Consider the following 23655-nt stretch of genomic DNA (forward strand, 5'->3'; position numbering starts at 1 on the left):
GTGCGGCACGATGGTCGCATGCGGTACGGATTTGAGTCGGAACTGTGGAGTTGGCAGACAAACGGCGCGCTCTGGGTCTTCGCGACGCTGCCCCAAGACACCTCTGACGAGATTCAGCAAGTCGTGGCGGGCATGGAGAACGGCTTCGGCTCGGTGCGAGTCGAGGTCGTGCTCGGCGGCTCGACGTGGCGCACCTCCCTGTTCCCGAGCACGGAGGTGGGTGCGTACATCCTCCCGCTGAAGAAGGCGGTGCGTGCGGCGGAGAAAGTCGATGTGGGCGACAGCGCGCGATTCGAGATCGAGCTCGTCGATTTCTGAGCTCGTCGGTTTCTGAGTTCGTCGGTTCTGAGCTCGTCGTTTCTTGAGATCGACGGTTGCGGCCCCGTCGACCCGGTGACACTGTGGGCGCATGAGCGACGACCTGACGATTTTGAGCACCGCGGAGACCGCTGACCGTCTGCGCAAGACAGCCTTCGTGCACCTCCAGTCGGCGCTGCTGGGGGCCTATCGCACGCCGGACTTCGTGTCGGCGGCGGCACTCATCGCCAGGGTCGTCGACATCGCGGAGGAGCTTGGTCATCATCCGCACGCCCGCCTCGGTTGGGGCCGCGCATCCTTTGAGATCAACTCGCACGACGCAGGGGGAGTTACGACGCGGGATCTCGAGCTCGCCGCCCGTATCGATGCCGCCGCGCTCGAACTCGGTGCCGAGCGGGTCGCGACCGTGGTGAGCGTCTATGAGCTCGCGATCGACGCGGTCGATGAAGACGCCATCCGCCCCTTCTGGAAGACGGTGCTCGACTACGCGGAGGTGCGGGCGAGCAACGGCGACGTCGAACTCGCGGACCCCAGGCGAATCGGGCCGCGGGTGTGGTTTCAGCAAATGGAGCCAGCGCGCAGCGAGCGGAACCGCCTGCACCTCGACGTGTACGTGCCAACGGACCAGGCGGACGCCCGGCTCGCGGCCACGCTCAAGGCCGGCGGCACCCTCGTCACCGACGAGTTCGCGCCCGACTGGTGGGTCGTCGCCGACGCCGAAGGCAATGAGGCATGCATCTGCACCTCCTCGCGCTGATGGGCCTAGCGCTCCGCGAGTAGCGCCACGCTCGCCATGGCCCGCAATACCGTGCGCGCCTCGGCGGGCGACGAACCGTGGAGGGCGTGGGGCGTCGAGTTGATGAGCCCGAAGGTCGCCTGCACGCGCACGCGGAGCTCCGAGCGGGAGATGGTGGGCAGCAGAGGTGCAAGGGTGTCAACCCAGAGTTCGCTGTAGCGCCGCTGCAGGGTGCGCACGTCGTGCCGGGGCTCGTCGGCGAGGCTGTCGAGGTCGCGGTCCTGCACCCGGATGATGTGCGGGTCACCCAAGGCGAAGTCGACGTGGAACGCCACGAGGGCCGAGAGGGCGGATGCGGCATCCGCATGCTCCTCGATGACCCGCTGCCCTCCGGCGAGCAGTGACTCGCTCACGCCCACCAGCAGCTCCGCGAGCACGGCATGTTTGCCCGCGAAGTGGCGGTAGACGGCCGGGCCGCTCACTCCGGCCGCGGCGCCCAGCTCTTCGAGCGAGACGCCCGCGTAGCCGCGCTCGGCGAAGAGGGCGGATGCTGCCGTGAGGAGCGCCGCGCGGCGGTCGGCCTTCGCCCGTGTTCGGGTGGAGGGTGCGAGCTCGGTCATGGGGTTCCCATTCGCGGGGTGAGCGGATATCCTGAAGGTCAGTTAATCAATCGTAACCGAAAGCAGTCAATGAAGACGCTCTCGAGCTCCGTGGATTCTGCCTCGCCGGGATTCGCCGCCAACGACGCAGCGCAGCGCGCGCTCGTCGCCGAACTCCGCGAGCGGCTCGCGCAGACCGCGCTCGGCGGGCCCGCCTCGTCGCGGGAACGGCACACGGCCAGGGGCAAGCTCATGCCGCGGGAGCGCATCGATCGGCTGCTCGATGAGGGCAGCCCGTTCCTTGAGATTGCGCCGCTCGCCGCGACCGGCCTCTACGGCGATGAGGTGCCAGCCGCTGGGGTCGTCGCGGGGGTCGGGCTCGTCCACGGGCGACCAGTGCTCGTCATTGCGAACGATGCCACAGTGAAGGGTGGCAGCTACCTGCCGATGACGGTGAAGAAGCACCTCCGCGCGCAGGAGATTGCGCTCGAGAACCGCCTGCCGTGCATCGCCCTCGTCGACTCCGGCGGGGCCTTCCTGCCGATGCAGGACGAGGTGTTTCCCGACCGCGAGCATTTCGGGCGCATCTTCTTCAACCAGGCCCGGATGTCAGCGGCCCGCATCCCGCAGCTCGCCGCCGTCATGGGCTCGTGCACGGCGGGTGGCGCGTATGTGCCCGCCATGAGCGACGAGACGATCATTGTGCGCGGCCAGGGCACCATCTTTCTCGGCGGGCCGCCCCTCGTGAAGGCGGCGATCGGCGAGGTCGTCACGGCCGAAGAGCTCGGCGGCGGTGAACTGCATTCCCGCACCTCGGGCGTCACTGACCACCTTGCGGAGGATGACGAGCATGCGCTCCAGCTCGTGCGCGACATCGTGGAGACGCTCCCTCCGCCCATTGACGCCCCCTGGCACGTTGTCGAGCCCGTCGCGCCCCTGCTCGATGAGCGCGAGCTCTACGGTGCCGTGCCCGTCGATGTGCAGGAGAGCTACGACGTGCGGGAGGTCATCGGGCGCCTCGTCGACGGCAGCGAGTTCCATGAGTTCAAGCGGGAGTATGGCGAGACTCTCGTGACGGGGTTTGCGCGCATCCACGGGCATCCGGTCGGTATCGTCGCGAACAACGGCATCCTCTTCAGCGAGTCGGCGCAGAAGGGCGCGCACTTCATCGAGCTCTGCGACCAGCGGGGCACGCCGCTCGTCTTTCTCCAGAACATCTCGGGCTTCATGGTGGGGCGTGACGCCGAGGCCGGCGGCATCGCGCGGCACGGAGCGAAGATGGTGACCGCCGTCGCGACGACCCGCGTGCCGAAGCTCACGGTGGTCATCGGCGGTTCATTCGGTGCGGGCAATTATTCGATGTGCGGCCGGGCGTTCTCGCCGCGGTTCCTCTGGATGTGGCCGGCGGCCCGCATCTCCGTCATGGGAGGCCTGCAGGCCGCCTCCGTGCTCTCGACCGTGCGACGCGACCAACTTGAGGCGCGCGGCGAGAAATGGAGCGCCGACGATGAAGCGGCCTTCGCCCGGCCCATCGCAGGACAGTACGAGGCGCAGGGCAGCCCGTACTACTCGACCGGCAGACTCTGGGACGACGGCATCATCGACCCCGCCGACACCCGCACGGTGCTGGGGTTCGCCCTCGGGGTGTGCGCCGGGGCGCCCCTTCCCGAACCGGCCTTTGGCCTCTTCAGGATGTGATCGGCATGCACCCCCTGTTCGATGCCGTGCTCGTCGCCAACCGCGGTGAGATCGCCTGCCGCATCATCCGCACCCTCCGTCGGCTCGGCATCCGCTCGGTCGCCGTCTACAGCGATGCCGATGCGGATGCCCCGCACACGCGTCTCGCCGACGAGGCCGTGCACCTCGGCCCGGCCGCCGCGCGGGACAGCTACCTCAGCGTTGACGCGATCATGCGCGCGGTGGCGTCGTCGGGCGCCGGAGCGGTGCATCCGGGCTACGGCTTTCTCTCTGAGAGCACGGCGCTCGCCGAAGCCTGCGCCGCGGCCGGCGTGGTGTTCGTCGGGCCGCCCGTCGCGGCACTCGATCTCATGGGCGACAAGATCCGTGCGAAGGCCCGTGTCGCAGAGTCGGGGGTCGCCGTCATCCCCGGCGCTGGTGCCGCTGGGTTCGACGATGACACGCTCGTCGATCTGGCCGCGGGTGTGGGGTTCCCGCTCATCGTCAAGCCCTCGGCGGGCGGCGGCGGCAAAGGCATGCGCATCGTCGACAACCCGGCGCAACTGCGCGAGGCGCTGTCGGGGGCTCGCCGGGTCGCGCTCGCCGCGTTCGGCGGCGACGAGCTGCTGCTCGAACGTGTCATCACGGTGCCGCGGCACATCGAGGTGCAGGTGCTCGCCGACGCCCACGGCACGGTCGTGCATCTCGGCGAGCGAGAGTGCTCGCTGCAGCGTCGGCACCAGAAGGTCATCGAGGAGGCACCTTCGCCCCTGCTCGACGAGGCGACGCGGGCCCGGATGGGGGAGGCGGCGTGCGAGGTTGCGCGCGGCGCGGGGTATGTCGGCGCCGGCACGGTCGAGTTCCTTGTCTCGGCCGAGCGACCGGGGGAGTTCTTCTTCATGGAGATGAACGCCCGGCTGCAGGTCGAGCATCCCGTCACCGAGGAGGTCGTCACGATCGGCGGCGAACGCCTCGACCTCGTCGAGCAGCAGCTTCGCATCGCGAGTGGTGAAGCCCTCGGGTTCGCACAGCACGAGGTCGCACTCTCCGGGCACGCGATCGAGGCCCGCGTCTATGCAGAAGACCCGGCCTCGGGCTTTCTCCCGTCGACCGGCACGGTGCTCGCCTACGAACCGCCGAGCGGCACCGGCATCCGCGTCGACAGCGGCATCGTGAGCGGCTCCACGGTCACGAGCGACTACGACCCCATGCTGGCGAAGGTCATCGCCCGCGGCGCCGATCGCGGCGACGCCCTCCGCCGGCTCGACCGTGCGCTCGTCGACACGGTCGTGCTCGGAGTGCACCACAACATCGCGTTCCTCCGCGCGCTGCTCGCCGAGCCGGCCATGGTCTCGGGCGAGCTCGACACGGGGGTGATCGAGCGGATGCTGCCATCCCACGATTTCGGCACGGTGGAGCCCGCCGTGCTCGGCGTGGGGGCGCACGCGTTGCTCGACAGGAGCGGCGCCCCCGACGGCGGTCCGTGGCACCGTCGCGATGGGTGGCGCCTCGGAAAGCATCGCCAGGCGACCGTCATCGTCGAGGCGCGCGGTGTGCGCACGGCGGTGACGCCGGTGCCGGATGCATCCCTTGCGCACGTCCGCGACGGCGACACCGTCTGGATCGCGCACGAGGGCGACGCCATCGCCGTGCGACGCGTCACCCGCGAGGCGGCGCTCGCAGACCGGCTCGCCGCGATCGACCGGCCGAGCGGCGCCGCGAGCCCCGACGTGCGCTCGCCCATGCCCGGCACGGTCGTCGCGGTCGGCGCCAGGACAGGCGACGCGGTCACGGCTGGCCAGCCGCTCGTCACGGTTGAGGCCATGAAGATGGAGCATCCGCTCGTCGCCCCCACTGACGGCGTTGTCACGGTGCGCGTCAGCGTCGGCGACCTCGTGCGCCTCGACGGTGTCGTCGCGAACGTCCTCTCCGCAGCACCTACCGAGTCCGCAGCACCCACCCAGACTGACCAGCCACCGGCAGCCACAAGCGAGCCGGCCGCATCATCCGCCACGAGCACAGGAGCCCAATGATGAGCACGACCCTGACCCCCCGGGACACGACAGATTTCGACCTCAGCGAGGATGAGCGCGACCTCAGCGCCATGGTGCGCGAGTTTGCCGAGGAGGTCGTCGCGCCGGTGTCGTATGAGGCCGATCGCACGCACACGCTGCCGCTGGACGTCGTCGCGCGCATGGGGGAGCTGGGCCTCTTCGCGCTGCCCTTCCCCGAGGAGGTCGGTGGCCAGGGTGGCGACTACTTCGCGTTCTGCCTCGCGGTCGAGGCGATCGCGCGGGTTGACCAGTCCCTCGCGATCACGCTCGAGGCGGCGGTCGGGCTCGGCGCCATGCCGCTCTTCAGGCACGGGACCCCCGAGCAGCAGGCACGCTGGCTCCCCGACCTCCTCACCGGGCGCGCGCTCGCGGGCTTCGGCCTCACGGAGGCGGGCGCGGGCTCCGACGCGGGCGCGACCCGCACAACGGCACGGCTCGACGGCGACGAGTGGGTCATCAACGGCAGCAAGCAGTTCATCACCAACTCGGGCACCGAGATCACCTCATTCGTCGCGGTTGCCGCCGTGACGGGCACCGCCGTGATGGACACCGCGAAGGATGCTTCCGGTCGCGAGCGTCGCGAAATCTCCACCATCATCGTCCCCAACGGCACACCCGGGTTCACGGTCGAGGCCTCGTACGACAAGGTCGGCTGGCGGGCGTCGGACACGCACCCCCTGACGTTCGACAATGTCCGCGTGCCGGCGTCGAATCTGTTGGGGGAGCGGGGCCGGGGCTTCGCCAACTTTCTTGCGGCACTCGATGAGGGTCGCATCGCGGTCGCGGCCCTCGCGACGGGTGCCGCGGAGGGCTGCCTTGAGGAGGCGGTGCGCTACGCGAGGGAGCGCGTGGTGTTCGGTGTGCCGATCGCCTCGCACCAGTTCGTGGCGTTCACCATCGCGCGGATGCGGGCCCGCGTGCACACGGCCAGGCTCGCGTGGCACGACGCGGCACGTCGCCGCGATGCCGGTGCCCCGTTCGCCGAGCAGGCCGCGATCGCGAAGCTCACCGCGAGTGACGCGGCGATGGCGAACGCGCGCGACGCGACCCAGGTGTTCGGCGGCTACGGCTTCATGAACGAAAGCCTCGTCGGCCGCCACTACCGCGACTCGAAGATCCTCGAAATCGGGGAGGGCACCAACGAGGTGCAGCTCATGATCATCGCCCGCGCGCTCGGGCTCGGGGCCGGCAATGCGTGAGATCGAGCAGCGCGGGCTGTGGTTTGAGGAGTTCGAGGAGGGCGTGCGCTACCTTCACCGCCCCGGCCGCACCATCACGGAGGCCGACAATGTGCTCTTCACGACCATGACAATGAACACGCAGGCGCTCCACCTCGATGCGGCCTGGTCGGCGACGCAGCCCTTCGGTGAGCGCCTCGTCAACTCGATGCTCACGCTCTCGACCATGGTGGGGGCATCCGTCGCACAGCTCACGCAGGGCACGATCGTCGCGAACCTCGGCTTCGAGCGGGTCACGTTCCCGCATCCGCTGCACCTCGGCGACACCCTCTACAGCGAGACCGTTGTCATTGGCCTGCGGCGCTCGGAATCGCGCCAGGGCGAGGGCATCGTCACCCTCGAACACACGGGGCGTAACCAGGACGGCACGGTCGTCGGGGTGGCTGTGCGCAGTACCCTCGTGAGGTGCAAGGAGCAGCCATGACGTTCACGATGGGGCCCGCCATTCTCTTCTGCCCGGCCGACCGGCCGGAGCGTTTCGAGAAGGCGGCGGCACGGGCGGATGCCGTCATCCTCGATCTTGAGGATGCCGTCGCTGCCGACCACAAGGCGTCGGCGCGCGAAGCTGTGGTGGCATCATCGCTCGACGCCGACCGCACGATCGTGCGCGTGAACAGCACCCGGAGCCCTGAGTTTGCCGCCGACCTCGCGGCCCTCGAGCGCAGCGGTTACGACACCGTCATGGTCGCGAAAGTGCAGTCGCCCGAGGAGCTGGCGCCGCTCGCTGCCTTCCGCGTCATTGCGCTCATCGAATCGGCGGCCGGGGTGCTCGCGGCGCCGCAGATCGCGGCCCTGCCCCACGTCGTCGCACTGTTCTGGGGTGCCGAAGACCTCACCGTCTCGCTCGGGGGCACGAGCAGTCGCGGCCCCGACGGTCGCTACCGTGATGCGGTGCGGCTTGCTCGCGCGAGCATCCTCCTTGCGGCCCGCGCGCATGGCGCCGCCGCGATCGACGCCATCAACGTCGACTTCACCGACCTCGACATGCTCACGGAGGAGGCGACGGATGCCGCGGCGAGCGGTTTCACGGCAACCGCCTGCATCCACCCCGCCCAGGTCGAGGCGATCCGCTCCGCCTACCGCCCGGATGCCGCCCAGCTCGACTGGGCGAGGCGCGTCGTCGAGGCTGCCGCCACCAGCGCGGGGGCCTTCAGTGTCGATGGTGCGATGGTCGACGAGCCGGTCATCCGCCACGCGGAGGTGCTGCTGCGGCGGGCCCGCGCCGAAACGTAACGCAGGGGCCTTCGCTGAGGACTCGTCTGGCAGGCTGGGAAGAGATCCGCGCCCAGCGCGTTGGGTTCACTGCACGACACCCGGCCACAACCCTTTGGAGCCCCCATGACCTACGCCGTCACCGGCGCGACCGGCAAGCTCGGCCGCCTCGTCCTCGCCAGCCTGATCGAGCGCGGGGTCGCGCCGGGTGAGATCGTCGCGATCGGCCGCGACACGGCGAAGCTCGCCGATTTCGCCGAGCGCGGCGTCACGGTGCGCGCCGCCGACTATTCGGATGCAGCATCCCTCGACGCCGCCCTCGACGGCGTCGACCGTCTCCTGCTCATCTCAAGCAGCGAGGTCGGCCGTCGCGTCGCCCAGCACGGGAATGTGATCGAGGCGGCGAAGCGTGCTGGCGTTGGTTTCGTGGCCTACACGAGCGCGCCACACGCCGACACGACGAGCCTCGCACTCGCGCCGGAACACAAAGCGACGGAAGAGCTGGTGACGGCATCCGGCATCCCGTTCGCCCTGCTGCGCAACAACTGGTACACCGAGAACTACGTGCAGGTGGCTGAGCAGGCGAGCTACACGGGCCTCATCATTGCGAGCCTCGGCGACGGGCGCATCGCGAGTGCGAGCCGACGCGACTACGCGGAGGGCGCCGCCGCCGTGCTCACCGGGGAGGGGCACGAGGGCAAGACCTACGAGTTCGCGGGCGACCATGCGTGGGACTATGACGAGCTCGCCGTCGCCATCTCCGGCATCGTCGACCGCGAGGTCACCTACAAGCGGGTTTCGTCGAAGGAGCACCGCTCGATCCTCACGAAGGCGGGCCTCGACATGGGCACCGCAGGCTTCGTCGTCACGCTCGACACGAACACCCGTGAGGGGGCCCTCGCCGACGCAAATGACACACTCAGCGGACTCATCGGGCGGCCGACAACGCCGCTCGCCGAAGGCCTCGCCGAGGCTTACGCTGCGGCGCTGGATGCCAGGGAAGCCGCGGCTGCGGAGTAGGGCGCTATTCGTCGAACGTGTTGAGCAGGGAGTGCGCTGCCTTGTCGAGATACGACCACAGTGTCGCGTCGTCGAGGGGGCTCAACTCAAGGGTGTCGAGCGCCGCACGCATGTGGGCGAGCCAGCGGTCGCGGGCATCCGGATTCACCTTGTAGCCTGCGTGCCGCATGCGGAGCCGCGGATGCCCGCGCTGCTCCGAATAGGTGCTTGGGCCGCCCCAGTATTGCTCGAGAAACCCCGTGAGGCGCTGCACGGCACCCTCGAGGTCATCGGAGGGGTACATGGGCCACAGCACCGGATCGCTCTGCACGCCGTCATAGAACGCGCGCACGAGGCGTTCGAAGGTCGCCCGACCACCGACCTGCTCATAGAAACTGCCGCCGCCGGCGGCCGCGCCGTGCTCGCTTGAGCGCAGCGTCACCGGACTCTGTACGCCCATCGCGGGTGGGGGCGGAGCGCCATCCTGGCCAGCATTCACGTCGCTCATGTGGTGTCCTTGCGCGGCTTCGAGGTCTTTGAGGCTGGGGGCGCGGCATCCGTCACCGGCAGCGGGCGGGTGCGCGGTGGTCGCGCGCCGCTGACGCTCGTCGCGCCGTCATAGCCCTTGAGCACGACGCTGTTGAGCGCCGGAAGCTTCACGCCCATGTCATCGAGTGTCGACTTGAGGCGGGCGCGCAGTTCGCGCGCGACATCGTCTTTCGACCCCGAGCGGGTCTTCACGACAAGGCGCACGACAACGGCCTCGGCGGAGATTGACTCGATGCCCCAGATCTCCGGCTTCTCGAGGATGCGGCTGCGCCACTTCGAGTTCTGGTACATGTCGATGGCCGTCTCGAGCATGCGCTCCTGCACCGTCTCGACATCGGCCTCGTAGGGCACCGCGAGGTCGATGATGACGCGGGCCCAGCCCTGCGAGAGATTGCCGACGCGCAGAATCTCGCCGTTGCGCACGTACCAGAGGGTGCCGTTGACATCGCGCACCTGCGTGACCCGGATGCCGACCACCTCGACGACACCGGTCGCTGGCCCGAGATCAACGACGTCGCCGACGCCGAGCTGGTCTTCGGCGACCATGAAGATGCCGTTGAGCACGTCCTTTACGATGTTCTGCGCGCCGAAACCGAGACCAGCGCCGACCGCAGCGCTGATGATTGCGAACGCACCAGAAGCATTCGGAAACACGATGCTCACGAGCAGCAGCACCGCGATGATGACGATGACCGAGGTGACGGCGCCATTGAGCACGGTGCCGAGGGCGCGGGTGCGCTGCACGACGCGTGCCGCAGCGAGGGGTGACGAGAAGAGGGCGGCCGTGTCATCCACGTTCTGCTTCTTCTTCACCCCGCGCACCACCCGGTCGACGACGCGACGGATGATTCGCAGCAGCACCCAGTGCAGGGCAACAGAGACGACGATGACGAACAGCACCTTGAGGGGCACCTGCCATACGTCGATGAAGGCGAGGACGCCGGCCCAAAAGGCGGTCCAGTCGAAGGCTGCAGGCATCTCTTCCATCGGCCTCATTCTACCGAGCACGGCCCCGGGGTCTCCCGTGAGGGGACGCCGGGGCCATTACCCGAGGTCAACGGCTACTTCGCGTCGCGCTCCTGCACCCGCAACGCTCGCTCGACACCATCAAGGTTCTCGATGACGAGGCGGCGCAGTGCCGGGATCTCCTGGTTCGCGGCGAGCCAGGCGCGCGTCGCATCGACGAGCCCCTGTGAGGCGAGCGGCGTCGGGTAGAGCCCGACGACGAGTGCCGAGGCGATGCCGTAGCTGCGCGACTCCCAGAGGGTGAGCAGGCTCGAGAAGTAGCGCTCAACGATGGGCTCGAGCGAGGAGGAATCGTTGACGTGTTGCACGCCCATGCCCGTGTGGCGCACGATCATGTTCGGCACCGTGTCGGAGTCGACGATCGAGGCGAATGCTGCGAGCTTCGCGTCGGCGGTCGGAATCGTCGCCCGCGCCCGTGCCGCCGCTTGCTGGCCGTTCGCCGTGTTGTCCTTTTCGAGCGCTGCGGCAATCTCCGCCTCGCCCGCCGCACCATTCAACACGAGGCCCTCAAGGAGCTCCCAGCTGAGGTCGGTGTCGATCTCGAGGCCGCTGAGCGCGCTGCTGCCGTCGAGCAGAGCGCGCAGGATGGCGACGTGCTCCTCGGTCGAGGCGATCGCCGCAAAGAACTTCACGAACTGGAACTGGGCGTCCGAGCCGGCCTCGGCCGCTGTCGCGAGCGTCCACAGTTCGGTGCCGACCTGCTCGATCGTGGCGGCGCGCGATTCGGGAGTGACATACATGCGTGCGACCGTGAGCAACTGCGTCAGCGTCGTGCGGATCGTGGTCGACTCCGTCTCGCTCGCGATGTTGCCGAGCACGAGCTTCACGTAGTCGCTCGCCTTCGTCTCGGCGTCGCGCGTGGAGTCCCACACCGAACCCCACACGATCGCGCGCGCGAGCGGGTCTTCAATGTCGCGCAGATGCTTGAGGGCCGTCGCGATCGACTGCTCGTCGAGCCGAATCTTCGCGTAGGCGAGATCGTCGTCGTTGATGAGCACGAGCGCCGGTTTCTGAAGCCCGACAAGCTCGGGCACCTCAGTGCGGTCACCGCCGACATCGATCTCGACGCGGTGCGAGCGTGCGAGCTTCGCATCCGCGGCGTTGCTGCCGAGCTCATAGAAGCCGATCGCAAGGCGGTGGGGGCGGATCGTCGGGTAGTCAGCCGTCGCGGACTGCACCACTGAGAACGCCGTGATGCGGCCGTCGGCATCCGTCTCAATCTCGGGGCGAAGCGTGTTGACGCCCGCCGTTTCGAGCCACACCTCCGACCACGTTGAGAGGTCGCGGCCGCTCGTCGTCTCGAGTTCGCGCAGCAGGTCGATGAGCTCGGTGTTGCCGAACGCATGCTTCTTGAAGTATGCGGCGACACCGGCAAAGAACGCCTCCTCGCCGACCCACGCCACGAGCTGCTTCAGCACCGATCCTCCCTTGGCGTAGGTGATGCCGTCGAAGTTCACCTGCACGTCTTCGAGGTCGTTGATGGTCGCGACGACGGGGTGGGTCGATGGCAGCTGATCCTGGCGATACGCCCAGCTCTTCTCCATCGCCTGGAAGGTCGTCCACGCCTCGGTCCACTCGGTCGCCTGGGCCGTCGCGATCGTCGATGCCCACTCGGCAAACGACTCGTTGAGCCAGAGGTCGTTCCACCACTTCATCGTGACGAGGTCGCCGAACCACATGTGGGCGAGCTCGTGCAAGATCGTGACGACGCGACGCTCCTTGATGGCATCCGTCACCTTGCTGCGGAACACATAGGTCTCGGTGAAGGTGACGCAGCCCGCGTTCTCCATCGCGCCAGCGTTGAACTCGGGCACGAAGAGCTGGTCATACTTCTCGAAGGGGTAGGCGTAGTCGAACTTCGCCTCGTAATACTCGAAGCCCTGACGGGTCTTCTCGAAGATGTAGTCGGCGTCGAGGAACTCGCGCAGCGAGCGGCGGCAGAAGACCCCGAGCGGGATGGTGCGACCGTCGGAGCTCGTGAGCTCGCTCCGCACGACGTCATATGGGCCGGCGACAATTGCCGTGATGTACGAAGAGATGCGGGGCGTGGGGGAGAAGCGCCACGTGCCGACATCGCCGTCGATCTCGGGCTCGGGTGTCGGCGAGTTCGAGACGACCTGCCACGCCGCGGGAGCCGTGATCGTGAAGGTGAACTCGGCCTTGAGGTCGGGCTGCTCGAACACGGGGTAGACGCGACGGCTGTCCGGCACTTCAAACTGCGAGTAGAGGTACACCTCGCCGTCAACGGGGTCGACGAAGCGGTGCAGGCCCTCGCCGGTGTTCGTGTACTCCATGTCGGCGTCGATCGTGAGCACGTTGTGCTCGGCGAGGTCGTCGAGACGGATGCGGAGGCCATCGGCGGCCGCGACATCCACCGAGGCACCGTTCAGGGTGATGGCGTGCACCGTGCGGGTGATGGCGTCGATGAAGGTCGATGCACCGTCGGTCGCGCTGAAGGTGACGGTCGTCGTGCTGCGGAACGTCTCGGCGCCCGTCGTGAGGTCGAGGGCGATGTCGTAGGACTCGACCGAGAGGAGTGCGCTGCGCTCCTGGGCCTCGAGGCGTGTGAGATTGTCTCCGGGCATGGGGGTGCTCCTCTTGTCTGGTCGAATGTCGTCGGGGTGCGATGGCATTCGGCGGCCGGTGAACGCCGCTTCCGATCGACGTCGTGCGTGATCGTCGGGCGTCGCGAGCCAGCCTAGCCGGGGGAGTCAGGCCAGTGTCGACCCCGAATGCGACAGGCGCGCTGCCACGGTGTGCTCATCGACCCGGTTGCGGCTGAGGAGCGCTTCGCAATCGTCGATCGTCGTGGCGAGCATCAGCCGGAGAAGGGCATCGGGGGAGTCGATGCACGCCTCGGCGGCACCGAGCACGGCGGTGCTGACGATGGAGCGCCCGCGGCGAGAGAACGACACGGGGCGCCGGACTTCGATGCTCGCGCTGAAGTCTTTGGCCCACGCCATGGCGAGGGGGGCGACTCGTTCGGCATCGGCGATCAGCGCGTGCGCCTGCTCGGTGAGGCCTCCGGCATCGTCGAACGCCGAGCGGCACGCGAGCACACCGACCGCGAGCGTGCGCTGTCGCGACTCCGCGACGACACCGATCGGGGTCACGGCCGCGCGGAGCGCAATCGCCGCGTCGAGCGCGGGTTCGTCGCCGTCGAGCCCCACGACCGACGGCACGAGCGTGGCGAGCGCCTGGCGCCCCCGGTCGCTTGTGAAATCGTTCACCCCGCGGGCAAGGAAGGCGAGAAGCGGATGCGTGCACTGCGGATGATCGCTCCACCGTTCGCCGGCGAGATACGACGCGAACTCCATGAAGCATGCGCCCTGTTTGGGGCGGCGATGCCGACCTCTCGCCAGCATCGGCACGAAGCCGGGCGCCTCCCAGGAGTCGTGGTCACTCGATCCGCTCATGCGACACCTCCATGTCACGCCGGATGCGCTTCTTCTTCAAGTGTGCGCTCGCTCACGGCGGAATACCAGCCCCCGCCCCAATAGCGTTGACGTATGACCGACACCACTGCCTCAGCCCCCACCCGCGTCGACTTCTGGTTTGACCCGTCTTGCCCGTGGGCGTGGATGACGAGCCGCTGGGTCGGCGAGGTCGAAACGCTCCGCAACCTCGACGTGCACTGGCACATCATGAGCCTCGCGGTGCTCAATGAAGACCGCGAGGACATGCCGGAGGAGTACCGGCAGTTCCTTCCTCGCGCGCTCAAGTACACGCGACTCGTCGCCGCAGTCGCCGCCCTCGAGGGTGAGCAGATGGTGAAGCCGCTCTATGACGCGCTCGGCACCCGCATCCACCTTGGCGAAGCAAACGACCCCGATGTGGTCATCGCGGAGTCGTTGTCGGCACTGGGTCTCGACGCCGCGCTCGCTCGCCACGCCGACAGTGACGAGTTCGAGCCGCAGCTGCGCGCGAGTCACGCCGAGGGCCTCGCGCTCGTCGGTCAAGACGTCGGCACGCCGATCGTCGCCGTGAACGGGGTTGCCTTCTTCGGGCCTGTCCTGTCGCCGGCACCGAAGGGGGAGCAGGCCGCGGCCCTCTGGGATGGGGTCGTCGCCGTCGCCTCCTACGACGGGTTCTTCGAGCTCAAGCGCACCCGCACGCGCGGCCCCCAGTTCGACTGAGTCTCGCGGCTCGACGCTCCATCAGCGCTCAATACACTGGGTGTATGCGCATCCACATCGCCACCGATCATGCTGGTCTCGACTTCAGCCGGCACCTGCAGGAGCACCTCGCGGGGGCCGGGCATGAGGTCGTCGACCACGGGCCGGTCCAGTACGACGCGCTCGATGACTACCCCGCGTTCTGCATTGCCGCGGCGCGTGCGGTCGCGCGCGATCAGGCGGCCGGCATCGATGCGCTCGGTGTTGTCTTCGGCGGTTCGGGCAATGGCGAGCAGATCGCCGCGAACAAGGTGACGGGCGTGCGTGCGGCGCTCGTCTGGAGCACCGCGACGGCAGAACTCGCCCGCGAGCACAACGACGCCAACGTCATTTCGATCGGAGCGCGCCAGCACCCCGTCGACGATGTCGTCTCGTTCATCGACACCTTCATTGCAACGCCGTTCACGGGTGAAGAGCGCCACGCTCGGCGCATCGCCCAGCTCGGCGAATACGAGACGACCGGGGCGATCGCCGGCCACACGATCGACTGAGCTCGAATCCCGTCCCATGCCAGAGGGTCATTCCGTTCACCGAATCGCGCGGCAGTTCGCCCTGCATTTCGTTGGCCACGAGGTCGCCGTGTCGTCGCCCCAGGGGCGCTTCGCCGCTGGGGCTGCACAGCTCGACGGGCACCGACTGATCGAGTCACTCGCGGTTGGCAAGCAGTTGTTTCTCGCCTTCGATCACGACCTCTGGCTTCGGGTGCATCTCGGGCTTTATGGCGCGTGGGATTTTGCCGGTGACATCACCGCCGACGCGACCACGGCATCCGCTGGCGGGCGAATGGGGCAGACCAACCAGCACGGCACGGTCTTGGATGCTGCGCCCTCAGCCGAGTTCGAGGGCATCGTCGCGGGTGCCGCGGGCGCGCGTGGCGAGAACGAGGCGAGCCTGAGGAGCATCGGCGCACCCCGACGGTCGCGACTCCGCATGGCGGAGAACGAGACGCTGAAGGAAGTTGAGGGCGAGTGGCCGCCCGAGCCGATCGGGCAGGTCCGCGTGCGGCTCCTGACCGAGGCTGCCGTCGCCGATCTCCGCGGGCCGACCGCGTGCGAGGTGCAGTCACCCGAGGAGACGGCAGCATCGATGGCGAAACTCGGGCCCGACCCCCTCGTCGGCGATGTCGCAGAGGGGGAGGAGCGCTTCGTCGCTGCCGTCCGCACGACGTCGACGCCGATCGGCCTGTTGCTCATGGACCAAAAGGTCGTGAGCGGCATCGGCAATGTGTATCGCGCCGAGATGCTGTTCCGCGCAAGACTCGACCCCTACACGCCGGGAAAGCTCGTGCCAGACGAGCTCGTGCGCGCGCTGTGGGCCGACTGGGTGCACCTGCTGACGATCGGCGTCGAGACCGGCCAGATGTTGACGATGGATGGGCTCACGGGAGACGCCTATCGTGCCGCGCTTGCGAGCCGCGACGATCGGCACTGGGTCTATCACCGCGAGGGGCAGCCGTGCCGCGTGTGCGGCACCCACATCATGATGGCGACGGCTGCGGGGCGCAAACTGTATTGGTGCCCGCAGTGCCAGCGGTAGCAATCCGGTCGCAGCATCTTCACGTCCAGCCGAAGAGTGTCAGGCTGGGCACATGAGGCGCACACCCCACTACATCGTGACCGACCCCGACGAGGTCAAGCGCCTCATCCGGGGCAACCCTTGGGCGACCGTTGTTGCCCACACGGCGAAAGGTCTCGTCGCCTCGCACTACCCGGTCATGCTCGAGGAGGGTCGAGACGAGATCACCCTGGTGAGCCACGTCGGCCGTCCGGATGATCGGGCGCTCGAACTTGGCGCCGGCGAGATCATGATCATCATCCAGGGGCCACACGGGTATGTGTCGCCCGGCTGGTACGACGGCGCCCCGTCCGTGCCGACCTGGAACCATGTCACCGCGCACCTCTGGGGCGTGCCAGAAATCCTCAGCGACGACGAGAACTGGCGCATTCTCGGCGACCTCGTTCACCACTTCGAAGACGGTATGCCGCATCCGAACCTGCTGGAACACAACGAGGAGTACGGCCGGCGCATCATGTCGGGCACCGTCGGGTTCCGCTTCGTCGTCACCCGGTTCGAGGCACGCGCCAAGCTGAGCCAGGACAAGTCGGAGCAGGTCGTCGACTCCGTCATCGAGAACCTCGCGCACGGTGATCACTACGCCAGCCCCGAGTTGGCTGACGAGATGCGTCGAGTCCACGGCGGCGCCGATGAGTGAGGCCGCTCCTGATGCGCCAGTCGTTCTTCGCAATGCCCGACTGACGCTCGGGTCAAATCGCGCGCCCGTTGATATCGCCATCGAGCGCGGGCGCATCACCCGCGTGGGCACCGTCGACGGGTTCGCAGGGCAAACCATCGACCTGGACGGCCGCTCGGTTGTGCCGGGGCTCTGGGATCAGCACACGCACATGAGCCAGTGGGCGCTCCGCACGCACCGCCTCGACATCGCCGTCGCCGGGTCTGCTCGCGAAGCGGCGGCCATGGTGGCCGAAGCACTCGCTGCGACGCCGCCCGAGATCGGGCCAGACGGCGACCCCGTCACGTTCGTCGCCAACGGCTTTCGCGATGCTGTCTGGCCGGATGCCCCGAACCTCGCCGACCTCGATGCGGTGAGCGGCAGCATCCCGGTCGTGCTCATCAGTTTTGACCTCCACGCAACCTGGCTGAATACCGCCGCGCTCGATCGCTACGGTTACTCCGGGCATCCGACTGGGCTGTTGCGTGAAGCCGAAGCCTTCGATATCGAGCACCGCGTCAATGCGGTACCCGATGTGATCCTCGACGCCTGGGTTGCCGAGGCGGCGAAGGGTGCAGCGCAGCGTGGCGTCGTCGGTGTCGTCGATCTCGAAATGACCTGGAATCTCGACGCCTGGCAGCGACGCATCGCGGCCGGCCTCACCCATCTTCGGGTCGAGTTCGGCATCTACACGGAGCACATCGAGCGCGCCATCGGCCTCGGACTCACGACCGGGCAGCAACTTGGCGAGCTCCTCACGGTCGGGCGACACAAAATCCTCACGGATGGCTCGCTCGGCACCAGGACCGCCTACTGCTTCGATGAATATCCGGGCCTTGAAGGCCACCCGCATTCACGCGGGCTTCAGACGGTGACCCCGGCCGAGCTCCTGCCACTGCTCAGCCGCTCGGCGGACGCCGGCATCCTCGCGACCGTGCACGCGATCGGTGACCACGCAAACTCCCACGTGCTTGATGTATTCGAGCAGCTCGGCACCGCCGGCCGCATCGAGCACGCCCAACTGCTCACGCCCGAGGATGTCGTGCGCTTCGGTGCGCTCGGCATCGAGGCGAGCGTGCAACCCGAACACGCCATGGATGATCGCGACATCGCCGACCTCCACTGGCAGGGCCGCACACACCGGGCCTTCCTGCTCCGCTCGCTGCTCGATGCTGGTGCCACACTCCTGCTCGGCTCGGATGCGCCCGTCGCTCCGCTCGACCCGTGGGTCACGATGAGCGCCGCTGTCGGTCGTGCCCGCGATGGACGCGCGCCGTGGCATCCGGAGCAGGCAATCTCGGTCGACGAAGCCCTCGCGGCGTCCGTGCGCTCGAGCATCGCGGCGGGGGAGCCCGCCGACCTTGTCGTGCTCGACGCCGACCCGCATGCGCTCGATGCGGATGCGCTCCGCTCGATGCCGGTGGCGGGCACCATGCTCGGCGGTCGTTGGACGCACCGCTCGGCAGGGATTGCGTGAGCACGCAGGCGCAGGGAACCAGCGCGAGCGGACTCGCGGCCGAGCGCCCGCGCTTCGCCGTCGGCTCGCCCGACGACATCCTTCAGCGGGCGAGTTCCGTGCCCGAACAGCACGATTTTCCTTCCGTCGATGAGCTTGTCGCTGCTTTCAGTGCCATTGAGGCTCGGGCACCGGGGCTCGTGACCTCGCAGCGCATCGGTACGAGTCGCCTCGGTGAGCCCATTCGCATGTACACGATTGGGTCGGGGTCGCACTCACATCTCGTAGTTGGTGGGGTCCATCCCAATGAACCGATCGGTGCCTGGACTGCGACGCATCTGCTTGAACAGCTCGTGAGCGATGAGGCACTCCGCAAGGGCCTCGACGCCACCTGGCACATCGTGCCCTGTATTGATCCTGATGGCGCGCGGCTCAATGAGGCCTGGTTCAAGAATCCGGGTGACCGCGCGCACTACGCCCGCAACTTTTATCGCCCGGCGCCAGACGAGCAGGTCGAATGGACCTTTCCCTACGCCTACAAGAAGGCACAGTTCGACCGGATGCTGCCAGAGACGCGGTCGCTCATGCACGCGATCGATCACGCCAAGCCGGCCCTGTACGCATCACTGCACAACGGCGAGCTGGGCGGCGCCTACTACTACGTGTCTCGCGACGTCCCCGAAATCTACGACCTGCTGCAGCGGATACCGCAGTCGCTCGGAATCCCGCTTGACCGGGGCGAACCGGAGGCCGGCCACCTGCGCGAGGTCGCGCCGGCGATCTTTCTCACCGGCCCGCTGTCTGAGGTCTATGACTGGCGCGAGTCGCTCGGGCTCGACCCGTATCCTGCCGGGTCGGGCGGCGATGACTCGACCTCGTACGCCTCGAAATACGGAACACTGTCGATCATCGCTGAGCTGCCGTACTGGCGGCACCGCGCTGCCGACGACCTGTCGGCGGTCGCCGAGAGTTACGCCTCCGTGCTCCGGCGTTCGGGCGCGATGCTGCAGGAGGCTGGGCGTCTCTTGACTGAGGTCTTTGACCAGGTCGCGCCGCATCTCACGCCCGATAGCCCGTTCTTCCGAGCCAGCAGGCGCTTCATCCCCATGGTCGGCGCGGTTGGTGATGCCACGCTCGCGCGAGCTGAACAGCCGGGCACCGAGCGGAGCGCTCGACGTGCCGAGGTGGCGGGGTGCGAAGAGATCGTGCACATGTATCGCCTTCGCTATGGCGGGATGCTCCTGCGGGCGTGTGCGGCGGAGCACGCCGCCGGTGGAGCGCCCGCCGCTGTGTCGGCTGCCGTGCCTGCGGCTGTGCCCGTCGCTGTGCCGGCCGCTGTGCGCTCCGCGGCCGAGCGATTCGAGACGATCTACGCGTCGTGGATTGAGGATGCGACGGCCGCTGATGATGCAGAAGTCATCCCTATTTCGGCGCTCGTTGGGGTGCAGTACGGTGCCATCCTCACTGCCGCGAGCCACCTTGCCACCGCTCACCGTGCCGAGGGTCACCATGCCGCCGGTCAGCCCACGTCCGGCGACGAACGGTCTGCCGTCTAGCGGAGCGAGGCGATGGTGTGCGCGATGCGTTTGGCGTCGCGCAGGCGGTGTTCGTAGCGCACGGCGATGGCCATAACGATGGCACCGCCGATGCCGGCCCAGATGTACCAGTCGGCGAGTTCGTAGACGGCGCGGATTTGGGGCGCGAAGGTGCGCAGCGCGTGGATGATGACGACGACGGTGCCGATGATGAACGGCGCCTGCAGTCGGAGGAAGGTCGCCGCGATGATGACGAGCACTCCGATGACCCCGAGCAGCACGAGCCGCCAGACGGGAGCGTCGACGGTGGTGGCGACAAGGCTTGGCAGCAACAGGAGTGCGACGCCGGGCGCGAGGTGCGGCCAGCTGCCGGTGCTCGGCCTGCGGGCGAGGGTCAGGCCACCGCTGACGATGAGGGCGATCGCGCTTGGCACCGTGACTTGCTCGATGTGGTCGACCGCCTCGACGACCATGCCCGCGAATGCCGCGATCCCCGCTAGCGCGATGACGATCCATGAGGTGGTGCCGCCGTGCGACGTGCGGTGCCGCACGAAGGCGATCGCATGTACCGCTGAGAGCACACCGACGGCCGCGGTGATTCGGATGACGCTGCGAAGGTCGTCGGGTTGGGCGACGACGGCGGCGATCTCGGCGATCGCTGCCATGGTGACGGCGATTCTGGCAAGCCAGGCGGCGTCGACGGTTCGTTTCGCTTTCAGGATGATGGCGCTCACCCCAAGCGCGACGACGCCGGGAGCCAGCCACGCCTCGAGGGTGGCGCCGTCACTCGTGAGGGTGTCTGCCAGCCGCAGGCCCGTGACCAACAGGGTCCCCACGGCGCCGGCGGCTCCGGCGGCGAGGGCAAGCTCGAGAATGCCGGTGGTGCCGGCCGATGGCTCGCCATGAGGCGCTCGGGCGGTGACGACGCTCGCGGCGAGCAGGAGCGCGATCGATGCTGCGAGGGTCGCGATCGCACGAGTGAACTCGGTGGAGGTGTCGCCGCTCGCAGAGGCGAGGGGCACGATTGCGAGGAGGAGCGCGAAGAAGGTGAGCCAGGCGGCGGCGGTGAAACGCTCGCCGAGGCGTCGCGCGCGACGCACGATCAGGAGGGCGATGAGGAGGAGCGCGGCGGCTGGTGGGAGCACATAGGCCTCTGGATTCGTCACCGCTTCTTGATCGAGAGCCCACCACAGTGCGGCGGTCGCAAATGTAAGGGCGAGCCATCCGAGGTGTCGGCGCTGCGATGTCGAGCCGATGAGGCCGTCGGGACTGGTCGCCACAACACCTATGGTGATCGCGGTGAGCGCAAGGGCGAGCCAGCCTTCGCTGAGGTCGCCGACGAGTGCCGCGATGAGGGTCGGCACGAGGGCGAGCGCGACGCCGAGATCGATCGCCGATCGGCGCACGGTGCGCGCACGAATCACGCTGAAGAGAGCAAGCCCGGCAACGAGCGCCGCGGCGATGGCGGGCGCTAGCCACCGTGCTGACGTGTCGGGTGCCGCCACTGTGGCGATGGCGCTGAGCGTGTAGGCGACTGCCGGAGCCAGGAGCCCCGGCGTGACGATGCGTGTCGCCGACAGGGCGTCGGCCGCTGTGTTGTTGACGGCGGTGGTGTCATCGTGCGTTTCGGAGGAGCGGGCCCACGCCAGCAGCGCGATCGTGAAGATGGCGCCGCCGGCGATGGTGGCGGCGGGCAGCGTCATTTCTGGCCCCCACGCCCAGGCTCCGAGGGTCGCAGCGCCGATGCCGGCGAGGAGGGCGAGCCACAGCGCGACGAGCCGTTCGGCGTGCGCAAGCGTTGTCTGACGTACCGCGCTGATGGCGGCGATGACCGAGGCGACGGCAACAACGCTCGGCGCGATCGCATCCGAACTGCCCGTGATCTGTTCGCCTCCGACGCCGGCCGCAATGAGGGCGATCGTCACGGCGAGACCGACGAGGAGGCTCCGCACCCAGAGCATCCGCGTGGTGTGCCGGGCAGAGATCGCCGCGATGGCAGCGATGGCGCTCGCGACGGGCCAGGTCGGTTCGGTGCTCCAGCCTGCGACCCACATCATGCCGATTCCGCCGATTGCCGCCACGATCGCGGCGATGCGGAGTACCCCTGGCCGGAGCAGAAGCAGGAGGAGCGCCGCGATGCCGATAATCGCCCACCCGGCGATGGCGATGCCCGTTGCGGCAAAGAGTGGGGGCAGCGTGAGGAGTACAGTCGCGGCGGCCGTCGTGAGCGTGAGGAACACCCATTGGCGGCGATGCTGTTCCAGGATCCTCAGGATCAGCCCTGCGGTGAGCAGGCCGAGCGCAAGCACGATGGCCGAGTCGAATTGCTCCAGGCGCAGCATTGGGGTGAACGCCACCGCGGAACTCATGGGAGCGAACGGGCTCAGCAGGTATGGGGCGCTCTCGGCGATGGCGACCCCGACGGCCACGAGCACAGGGAACGCGGCGACGACGGCTGCGGCGCCAGTCGCGGTGCCCACTGCGCGGGTCGCTCGCCCCGTGGTGGTCCGGCGGAGCAGGGCGAGCAACACAACGGCGAGCAGCGCCGGAGCGGCCGCGAACGTCACGCGAAGCCGTGTCTCGTCGTCAAGCGCGTCTGTGCCGAAGGTGATGGCGGCGAGAGCGGTGAGGGCCCCGGCCGTGCTTGCCGTGATGATCGCCATCACTCGGTGATAGGTCGGGTCAGAGACGCGCAGGTGCAGCGCGGAGAGGAGGGCGGCGACGGCGGCGCAACCGAGCACAGCGAAACCGACACCGAAGCGGGGTTCGATGCCGAAGGCGGCGACTGTTGCCGCGCCGAGGGCTGGCGCGCTGACGGCGGTGACGAGCACGCGTTCCGGCAGCGCCATCCGCCTGGCGTCGCCGTCGCCGTCGCCCCGCAGGATGGCGGTGTGCTGCACGGTGCCCGAGAGTGCCATCGCGAGGGCGACGATGTAGGCGGCGACGGCGAAGTCCGAGGCGTCGAAGTCTGCAGCGTCGACAAGGCCGGCGACGAGCGTGCCGACCCCGGGCACGACGACGGCGTAGCCGACGAGGCTTGCCGCCCTCACCCCCGCGAGGCGATACCAGGCGACGAAGAGCGCGGCACTGCCGAGCAACACGACGCCCCAGTACAGGCGTGCGTCGGCAGAGTCGAGACCGAAGAGTCCATTCGCGCGGAGGGCGAAGGCATCGAGGTAGACGAGGAGGAGGGCGAAGACGGCGACGGCCTCACCGCTCGCGCTGAGGCCGCGGCGTCGGAGGAGTGTTGCCGCCGCGAAGGCCGCGAGCGTGAGGGTGCCGATGATAATCGAACGCCACACGAGCCCGTAGTTGATGAACGCGAACACCATAAAGAACACCGCGAAGACAGAGAGCAGAGAGATCCCTGTCACGAGCAGGGCGATCTGCACCCCCGAGCGGCGGCCGGTGCGGGGCGGCGGTGGCGACGAAGCATCCTGCGGCGGTGGCGCTTGTGAGGCCTGTGGTGCTTGAAATGCCGGTGGTGCGGCAGGGGCGGTGGTTGCGGGTAGCGCAAGGAGGGCAGGTTCGACTCGGGGCGCGGCCGGCACCGATCGTGCAGCCGTAGCGAGGGCGCGCATTCGCCCCATGAGCGACACGCGATCGTCGAGCAGCGCGGCGGCCCGCGCCGAAAGGTCAGCGAGCTCTGTCGCGCCCGCCTGGCTCAAATCGAGGTGGCACGAATGGCACGTCGTCGATCGGAGGGGGGCGAAGCAGGCGGGGCACAGCGTTGTGTCGCGAAGCTCTGCGGTGCTGCGGGGCATTACTGTGCGCGCTGCGGGTTCGGATTGCGGATGCGACGTGCCGCCTGAGTTCGCAGTGTTCACGTGCCACCTTCCGCTTGAGTTCGC

General features: G+C 68.3%; 20 protein-coding genes. 14 read left to right on the forward strand and 6 right to left on the reverse strand.

Annotated elements, in window-relative coordinates:
- Positions 1–18 precede the first annotated feature (18 nt).
- Positions 19–318: a DUF1905 domain-containing protein gene (locus tag ACY48M_RS02705; protein WP_462818701.1), complete on the forward strand. Its 300-nt coding sequence runs from the start codon at positions 19–21 to the stop codon at positions 316–318.
- A gap of 91 nt (positions 319–409) precedes the next feature.
- A complete protein-coding gene (locus tag ACY48M_RS02710) occupies positions 410–1075 on the forward strand; it encodes a VOC family protein (protein ID WP_462818702.1) in 666 nt (221 codons plus the stop codon).
- 5 nt (positions 1076–1080) lie between these two features.
- Here ACY48M_RS02710 and ACY48M_RS02715 read toward each other — a convergent pair whose 3' ends face one another.
- Positions 1081–1674, reverse strand: coding sequence for a TetR/AcrR family transcriptional regulator (locus ACY48M_RS02715; protein WP_462818703.1), 594 nt, complete (start codon positions 1672–1674; stop codon positions 1081–1083).
- Between the two features lie 69 nt (positions 1675–1743).
- Here ACY48M_RS02715 and ACY48M_RS02720 point away from each other — a divergent pair, with 69 nt between their 5' ends.
- The 6 genes from ACY48M_RS02720 to ACY48M_RS02745 all read left to right on the forward strand — a co-directional run bounded on the left by ACY48M_RS02720 (position 1744) and on the right by ACY48M_RS02745 (position 8854).
- A complete protein-coding gene (locus ACY48M_RS02720; RefSeq protein WP_462818704.1) occupies positions 1744–3351 on the forward strand; it encodes a carboxyl transferase domain-containing protein in 1608 nt (535 codons plus the stop codon).
- A 5-nt stretch (positions 3352–3356) separates the two neighbouring features.
- Positions 3357–5363 (forward strand): acetyl/propionyl/methylcrotonyl-CoA carboxylase subunit alpha, encoded by a 2007-nt coding sequence (locus tag ACY48M_RS02725; protein WP_462818705.1) that lies wholly within the window; start codon positions 3357–3359, stop codon positions 5361–5363.
- A complete protein-coding gene (locus tag ACY48M_RS02730) occupies positions 5363–6583 on the forward strand; it encodes an acyl-CoA dehydrogenase family protein (protein ID WP_462818706.1) in 1221 nt (406 codons plus the stop codon). The genes ACY48M_RS02725 and ACY48M_RS02730 overlap by 1 nt, the downstream gene beginning before the upstream one ends.
- Complete coding sequence (locus tag ACY48M_RS02735) at positions 6576–7046, forward strand: MaoC family dehydratase (RefSeq protein WP_462818707.1); 471 nt, start codon at positions 6576–6578, stop codon at positions 7044–7046. Before ACY48M_RS02730 ends, ACY48M_RS02735 begins: the two co-directional genes overlap by 8 nt.
- Positions 7043–7855, forward strand: coding sequence for an HpcH/HpaI aldolase/citrate lyase family protein (locus ACY48M_RS02740; RefSeq protein ID WP_462818708.1), 813 nt, complete (start codon positions 7043–7045; stop codon positions 7853–7855). Before ACY48M_RS02735 ends, ACY48M_RS02740 begins: the two co-directional genes overlap by 4 nt.
- A gap of 105 nt (positions 7856–7960) precedes the next feature.
- Positions 7961–8854 carry an SDR family oxidoreductase gene (locus ACY48M_RS02745; RefSeq protein WP_462818709.1) on the forward strand — a complete coding sequence of 298 codons (894 nt, stop codon included), beginning with the start codon at positions 7961–7963 and terminating at the stop codon, positions 8852–8854.
- Positions 8855–8858: 4 nt separating this feature from the next.
- Here the strand turns inward: ACY48M_RS02745 and ACY48M_RS02750 are convergent, their stop codons facing one another.
- The 4 genes from ACY48M_RS02750 to ACY48M_RS02765 all read right to left on the reverse strand — a co-directional run bounded on the left by ACY48M_RS02750 (position 8859) and on the right by ACY48M_RS02765 (position 13824).
- Positions 8859–9341, reverse strand: a complete 483-nt coding sequence (locus ACY48M_RS02750; protein WP_462818710.1) for a globin — start codon at positions 9339–9341, stop codon at positions 8859–8861.
- A complete protein-coding gene (locus ACY48M_RS02755) occupies positions 9338–10369 on the reverse strand; it encodes a mechanosensitive ion channel family protein (RefSeq protein ID WP_462818711.1) in 1032 nt (343 codons plus the stop codon). The genes ACY48M_RS02750 and ACY48M_RS02755 overlap by 4 nt, the downstream gene beginning before the upstream one ends.
- 74 nt (positions 10370–10443) lie before the next feature.
- Positions 10444–12993: an aminopeptidase N gene (pepN, locus tag ACY48M_RS02760; RefSeq protein ID WP_462818712.1), complete on the reverse strand. Its 2550-nt coding sequence runs from the start codon at positions 12991–12993 to the stop codon at positions 10444–10446.
- Between the two features lie 126 nt (positions 12994–13119).
- Positions 13120–13824 (reverse strand): hypothetical protein, encoded by a 705-nt coding sequence (locus tag ACY48M_RS02765; RefSeq protein WP_462818713.1) that lies wholly within the window; start codon positions 13822–13824, stop codon positions 13120–13122.
- 93 nt (positions 13825–13917) lie between these two features.
- On the opposite strand from ACY48M_RS02765, the gene ACY48M_RS02770 reads away from it, so the two are divergent.
- The 6 genes from ACY48M_RS02770 to ACY48M_RS02795 are packed head-to-tail and all read left to right on the forward strand — an operon-like array spanning position 13918 to position 19825.
- On the forward strand, positions 13918–14544 hold the full coding sequence (locus ACY48M_RS02770; protein WP_462818714.1) for a mycothiol-dependent nitroreductase Rv2466c family protein: 627 nt from the start codon (positions 13918–13920) through the stop codon (positions 14542–14544).
- Between the two features lie 44 nt (positions 14545–14588).
- Positions 14589–15074: a ribose-5-phosphate isomerase gene (locus ACY48M_RS02775; RefSeq protein ID WP_462818715.1), complete on the forward strand. Its 486-nt coding sequence runs from the start codon at positions 14589–14591 to the stop codon at positions 15072–15074.
- A gap of 16 nt (positions 15075–15090) precedes the next feature.
- Entirely contained in the window at positions 15091–16119 is a 1029-nt protein-coding gene (locus ACY48M_RS02780) for an Fpg/Nei family DNA glycosylase (RefSeq protein ID WP_462818716.1), read from the forward strand.
- Positions 16120–16171: 52 nt separating this feature from the next.
- Positions 16172–16795, forward strand: coding sequence for an FMN-binding negative transcriptional regulator (locus tag ACY48M_RS02785; RefSeq protein ID WP_462818717.1), 624 nt, complete (start codon positions 16172–16174; stop codon positions 16793–16795).
- Positions 16788–18290 (forward strand): amidohydrolase, encoded by a 1503-nt coding sequence (locus tag ACY48M_RS02790; RefSeq protein WP_462818718.1) that lies wholly within the window; start codon positions 16788–16790, stop codon positions 18288–18290. Before ACY48M_RS02785 ends, ACY48M_RS02790 begins: the two co-directional genes overlap by 8 nt.
- Positions 18287–19825 (forward strand): M14 family zinc carboxypeptidase, encoded by a 1539-nt coding sequence (locus ACY48M_RS02795; RefSeq protein ID WP_462818719.1) that lies wholly within the window; start codon positions 18287–18289, stop codon positions 19823–19825. Before ACY48M_RS02790 ends, ACY48M_RS02795 begins: the two co-directional genes overlap by 4 nt.
- Here the strand turns inward: ACY48M_RS02795 and ACY48M_RS02800 are convergent.
- Complete coding sequence (locus tag ACY48M_RS02800; RefSeq protein ID WP_462818720.1) at positions 19822–23631, reverse strand: SCO7613 C-terminal domain-containing membrane protein; 3810 nt, start codon at positions 23629–23631, stop codon at positions 19822–19824. The genes ACY48M_RS02795 and ACY48M_RS02800 overlap by 4 nt on opposite strands.
- Between the last annotated feature and the right edge of the window lie 24 nt (positions 23632–23655).

Source organism: Homoserinimonas flava (genome assembly GCF_054969005.1).

Excerpts from the sequence above, each read along its gene's own strand:
- ACY48M_RS02705 (WP_462818701.1), top strand. The coding sequence starts at position 19 with ATGCGGTACGGATTTGAGTCGGAACTGTGGAGTTGGCAGACAAACGGC.
- ACY48M_RS02710 (WP_462818702.1), top strand. The coding sequence starts at position 410 with ATGAGCGACGACCTGACGATTTTGAGCACCGCGGAGACCGCTGACCGT.
- ACY48M_RS02715 (WP_462818703.1), bottom strand. The coding sequence starts at position 1,674 with ATGACCGAGCTCGCACCCTCCACCCGAACACGGGCGAAGGCCGACCGC.
- ACY48M_RS02720 (WP_462818704.1), top strand. The coding sequence starts at position 1,744 with ATGAAGACGCTCTCGAGCTCCGTGGATTCTGCCTCGCCGGGATTCGCC.
- ACY48M_RS02725 (WP_462818705.1), top strand. The coding sequence starts at position 3,357 with ATGCACCCCCTGTTCGATGCCGTGCTCGTCGCCAACCGCGGTGAGATC.
- ACY48M_RS02730 (WP_462818706.1), top strand. The coding sequence starts at position 5,363 with ATGAGCACGACCCTGACCCCCCGGGACACGACAGATTTCGACCTCAGC.
- ACY48M_RS02735 (WP_462818707.1), top strand. The coding sequence starts at position 6,576 with ATGCGTGAGATCGAGCAGCGCGGGCTGTGGTTTGAGGAGTTCGAGGAG.
- ACY48M_RS02740 (WP_462818708.1), top strand. The coding sequence starts at position 7,043 with ATGACGTTCACGATGGGGCCCGCCATTCTCTTCTGCCCGGCCGACCGG.
- ACY48M_RS02745 (WP_462818709.1), top strand. The coding sequence starts at position 7,961 with ATGACCTACGCCGTCACCGGCGCGACCGGCAAGCTCGGCCGCCTCGTC.
- ACY48M_RS02750 (WP_462818710.1), bottom strand. The coding sequence starts at position 9,341 with ATGAGCGACGTGAATGCTGGCCAGGATGGCGCTCCGCCCCCACCCGCG.
- ACY48M_RS02755 (WP_462818711.1), bottom strand. The coding sequence starts at position 10,369 with ATGGAAGAGATGCCTGCAGCCTTCGACTGGACCGCCTTTTGGGCCGGC.
- pepN (WP_462818712.1), bottom strand. The coding sequence starts at position 12,993 with ATGCCCGGAGACAATCTCACACGCCTCGAGGCCCAGGAGCGCAGCGCA.
- ACY48M_RS02765 (WP_462818713.1), bottom strand. The coding sequence starts at position 13,824 with ATGAGCGGATCGAGTGACCACGACTCCTGGGAGGCGCCCGGCTTCGTG.
- ACY48M_RS02770 (WP_462818714.1), top strand. The coding sequence starts at position 13,918 with ATGACCGACACCACTGCCTCAGCCCCCACCCGCGTCGACTTCTGGTTT.
- ACY48M_RS02775 (WP_462818715.1), top strand. The coding sequence starts at position 14,589 with ATGCGCATCCACATCGCCACCGATCATGCTGGTCTCGACTTCAGCCGG.
- ACY48M_RS02780 (WP_462818716.1), top strand. The coding sequence starts at position 15,091 with ATGCCAGAGGGTCATTCCGTTCACCGAATCGCGCGGCAGTTCGCCCTG.
- ACY48M_RS02785 (WP_462818717.1), top strand. The coding sequence starts at position 16,172 with ATGAGGCGCACACCCCACTACATCGTGACCGACCCCGACGAGGTCAAG.
- ACY48M_RS02790 (WP_462818718.1), top strand. The coding sequence starts at position 16,788 with ATGAGTGAGGCCGCTCCTGATGCGCCAGTCGTTCTTCGCAATGCCCGA.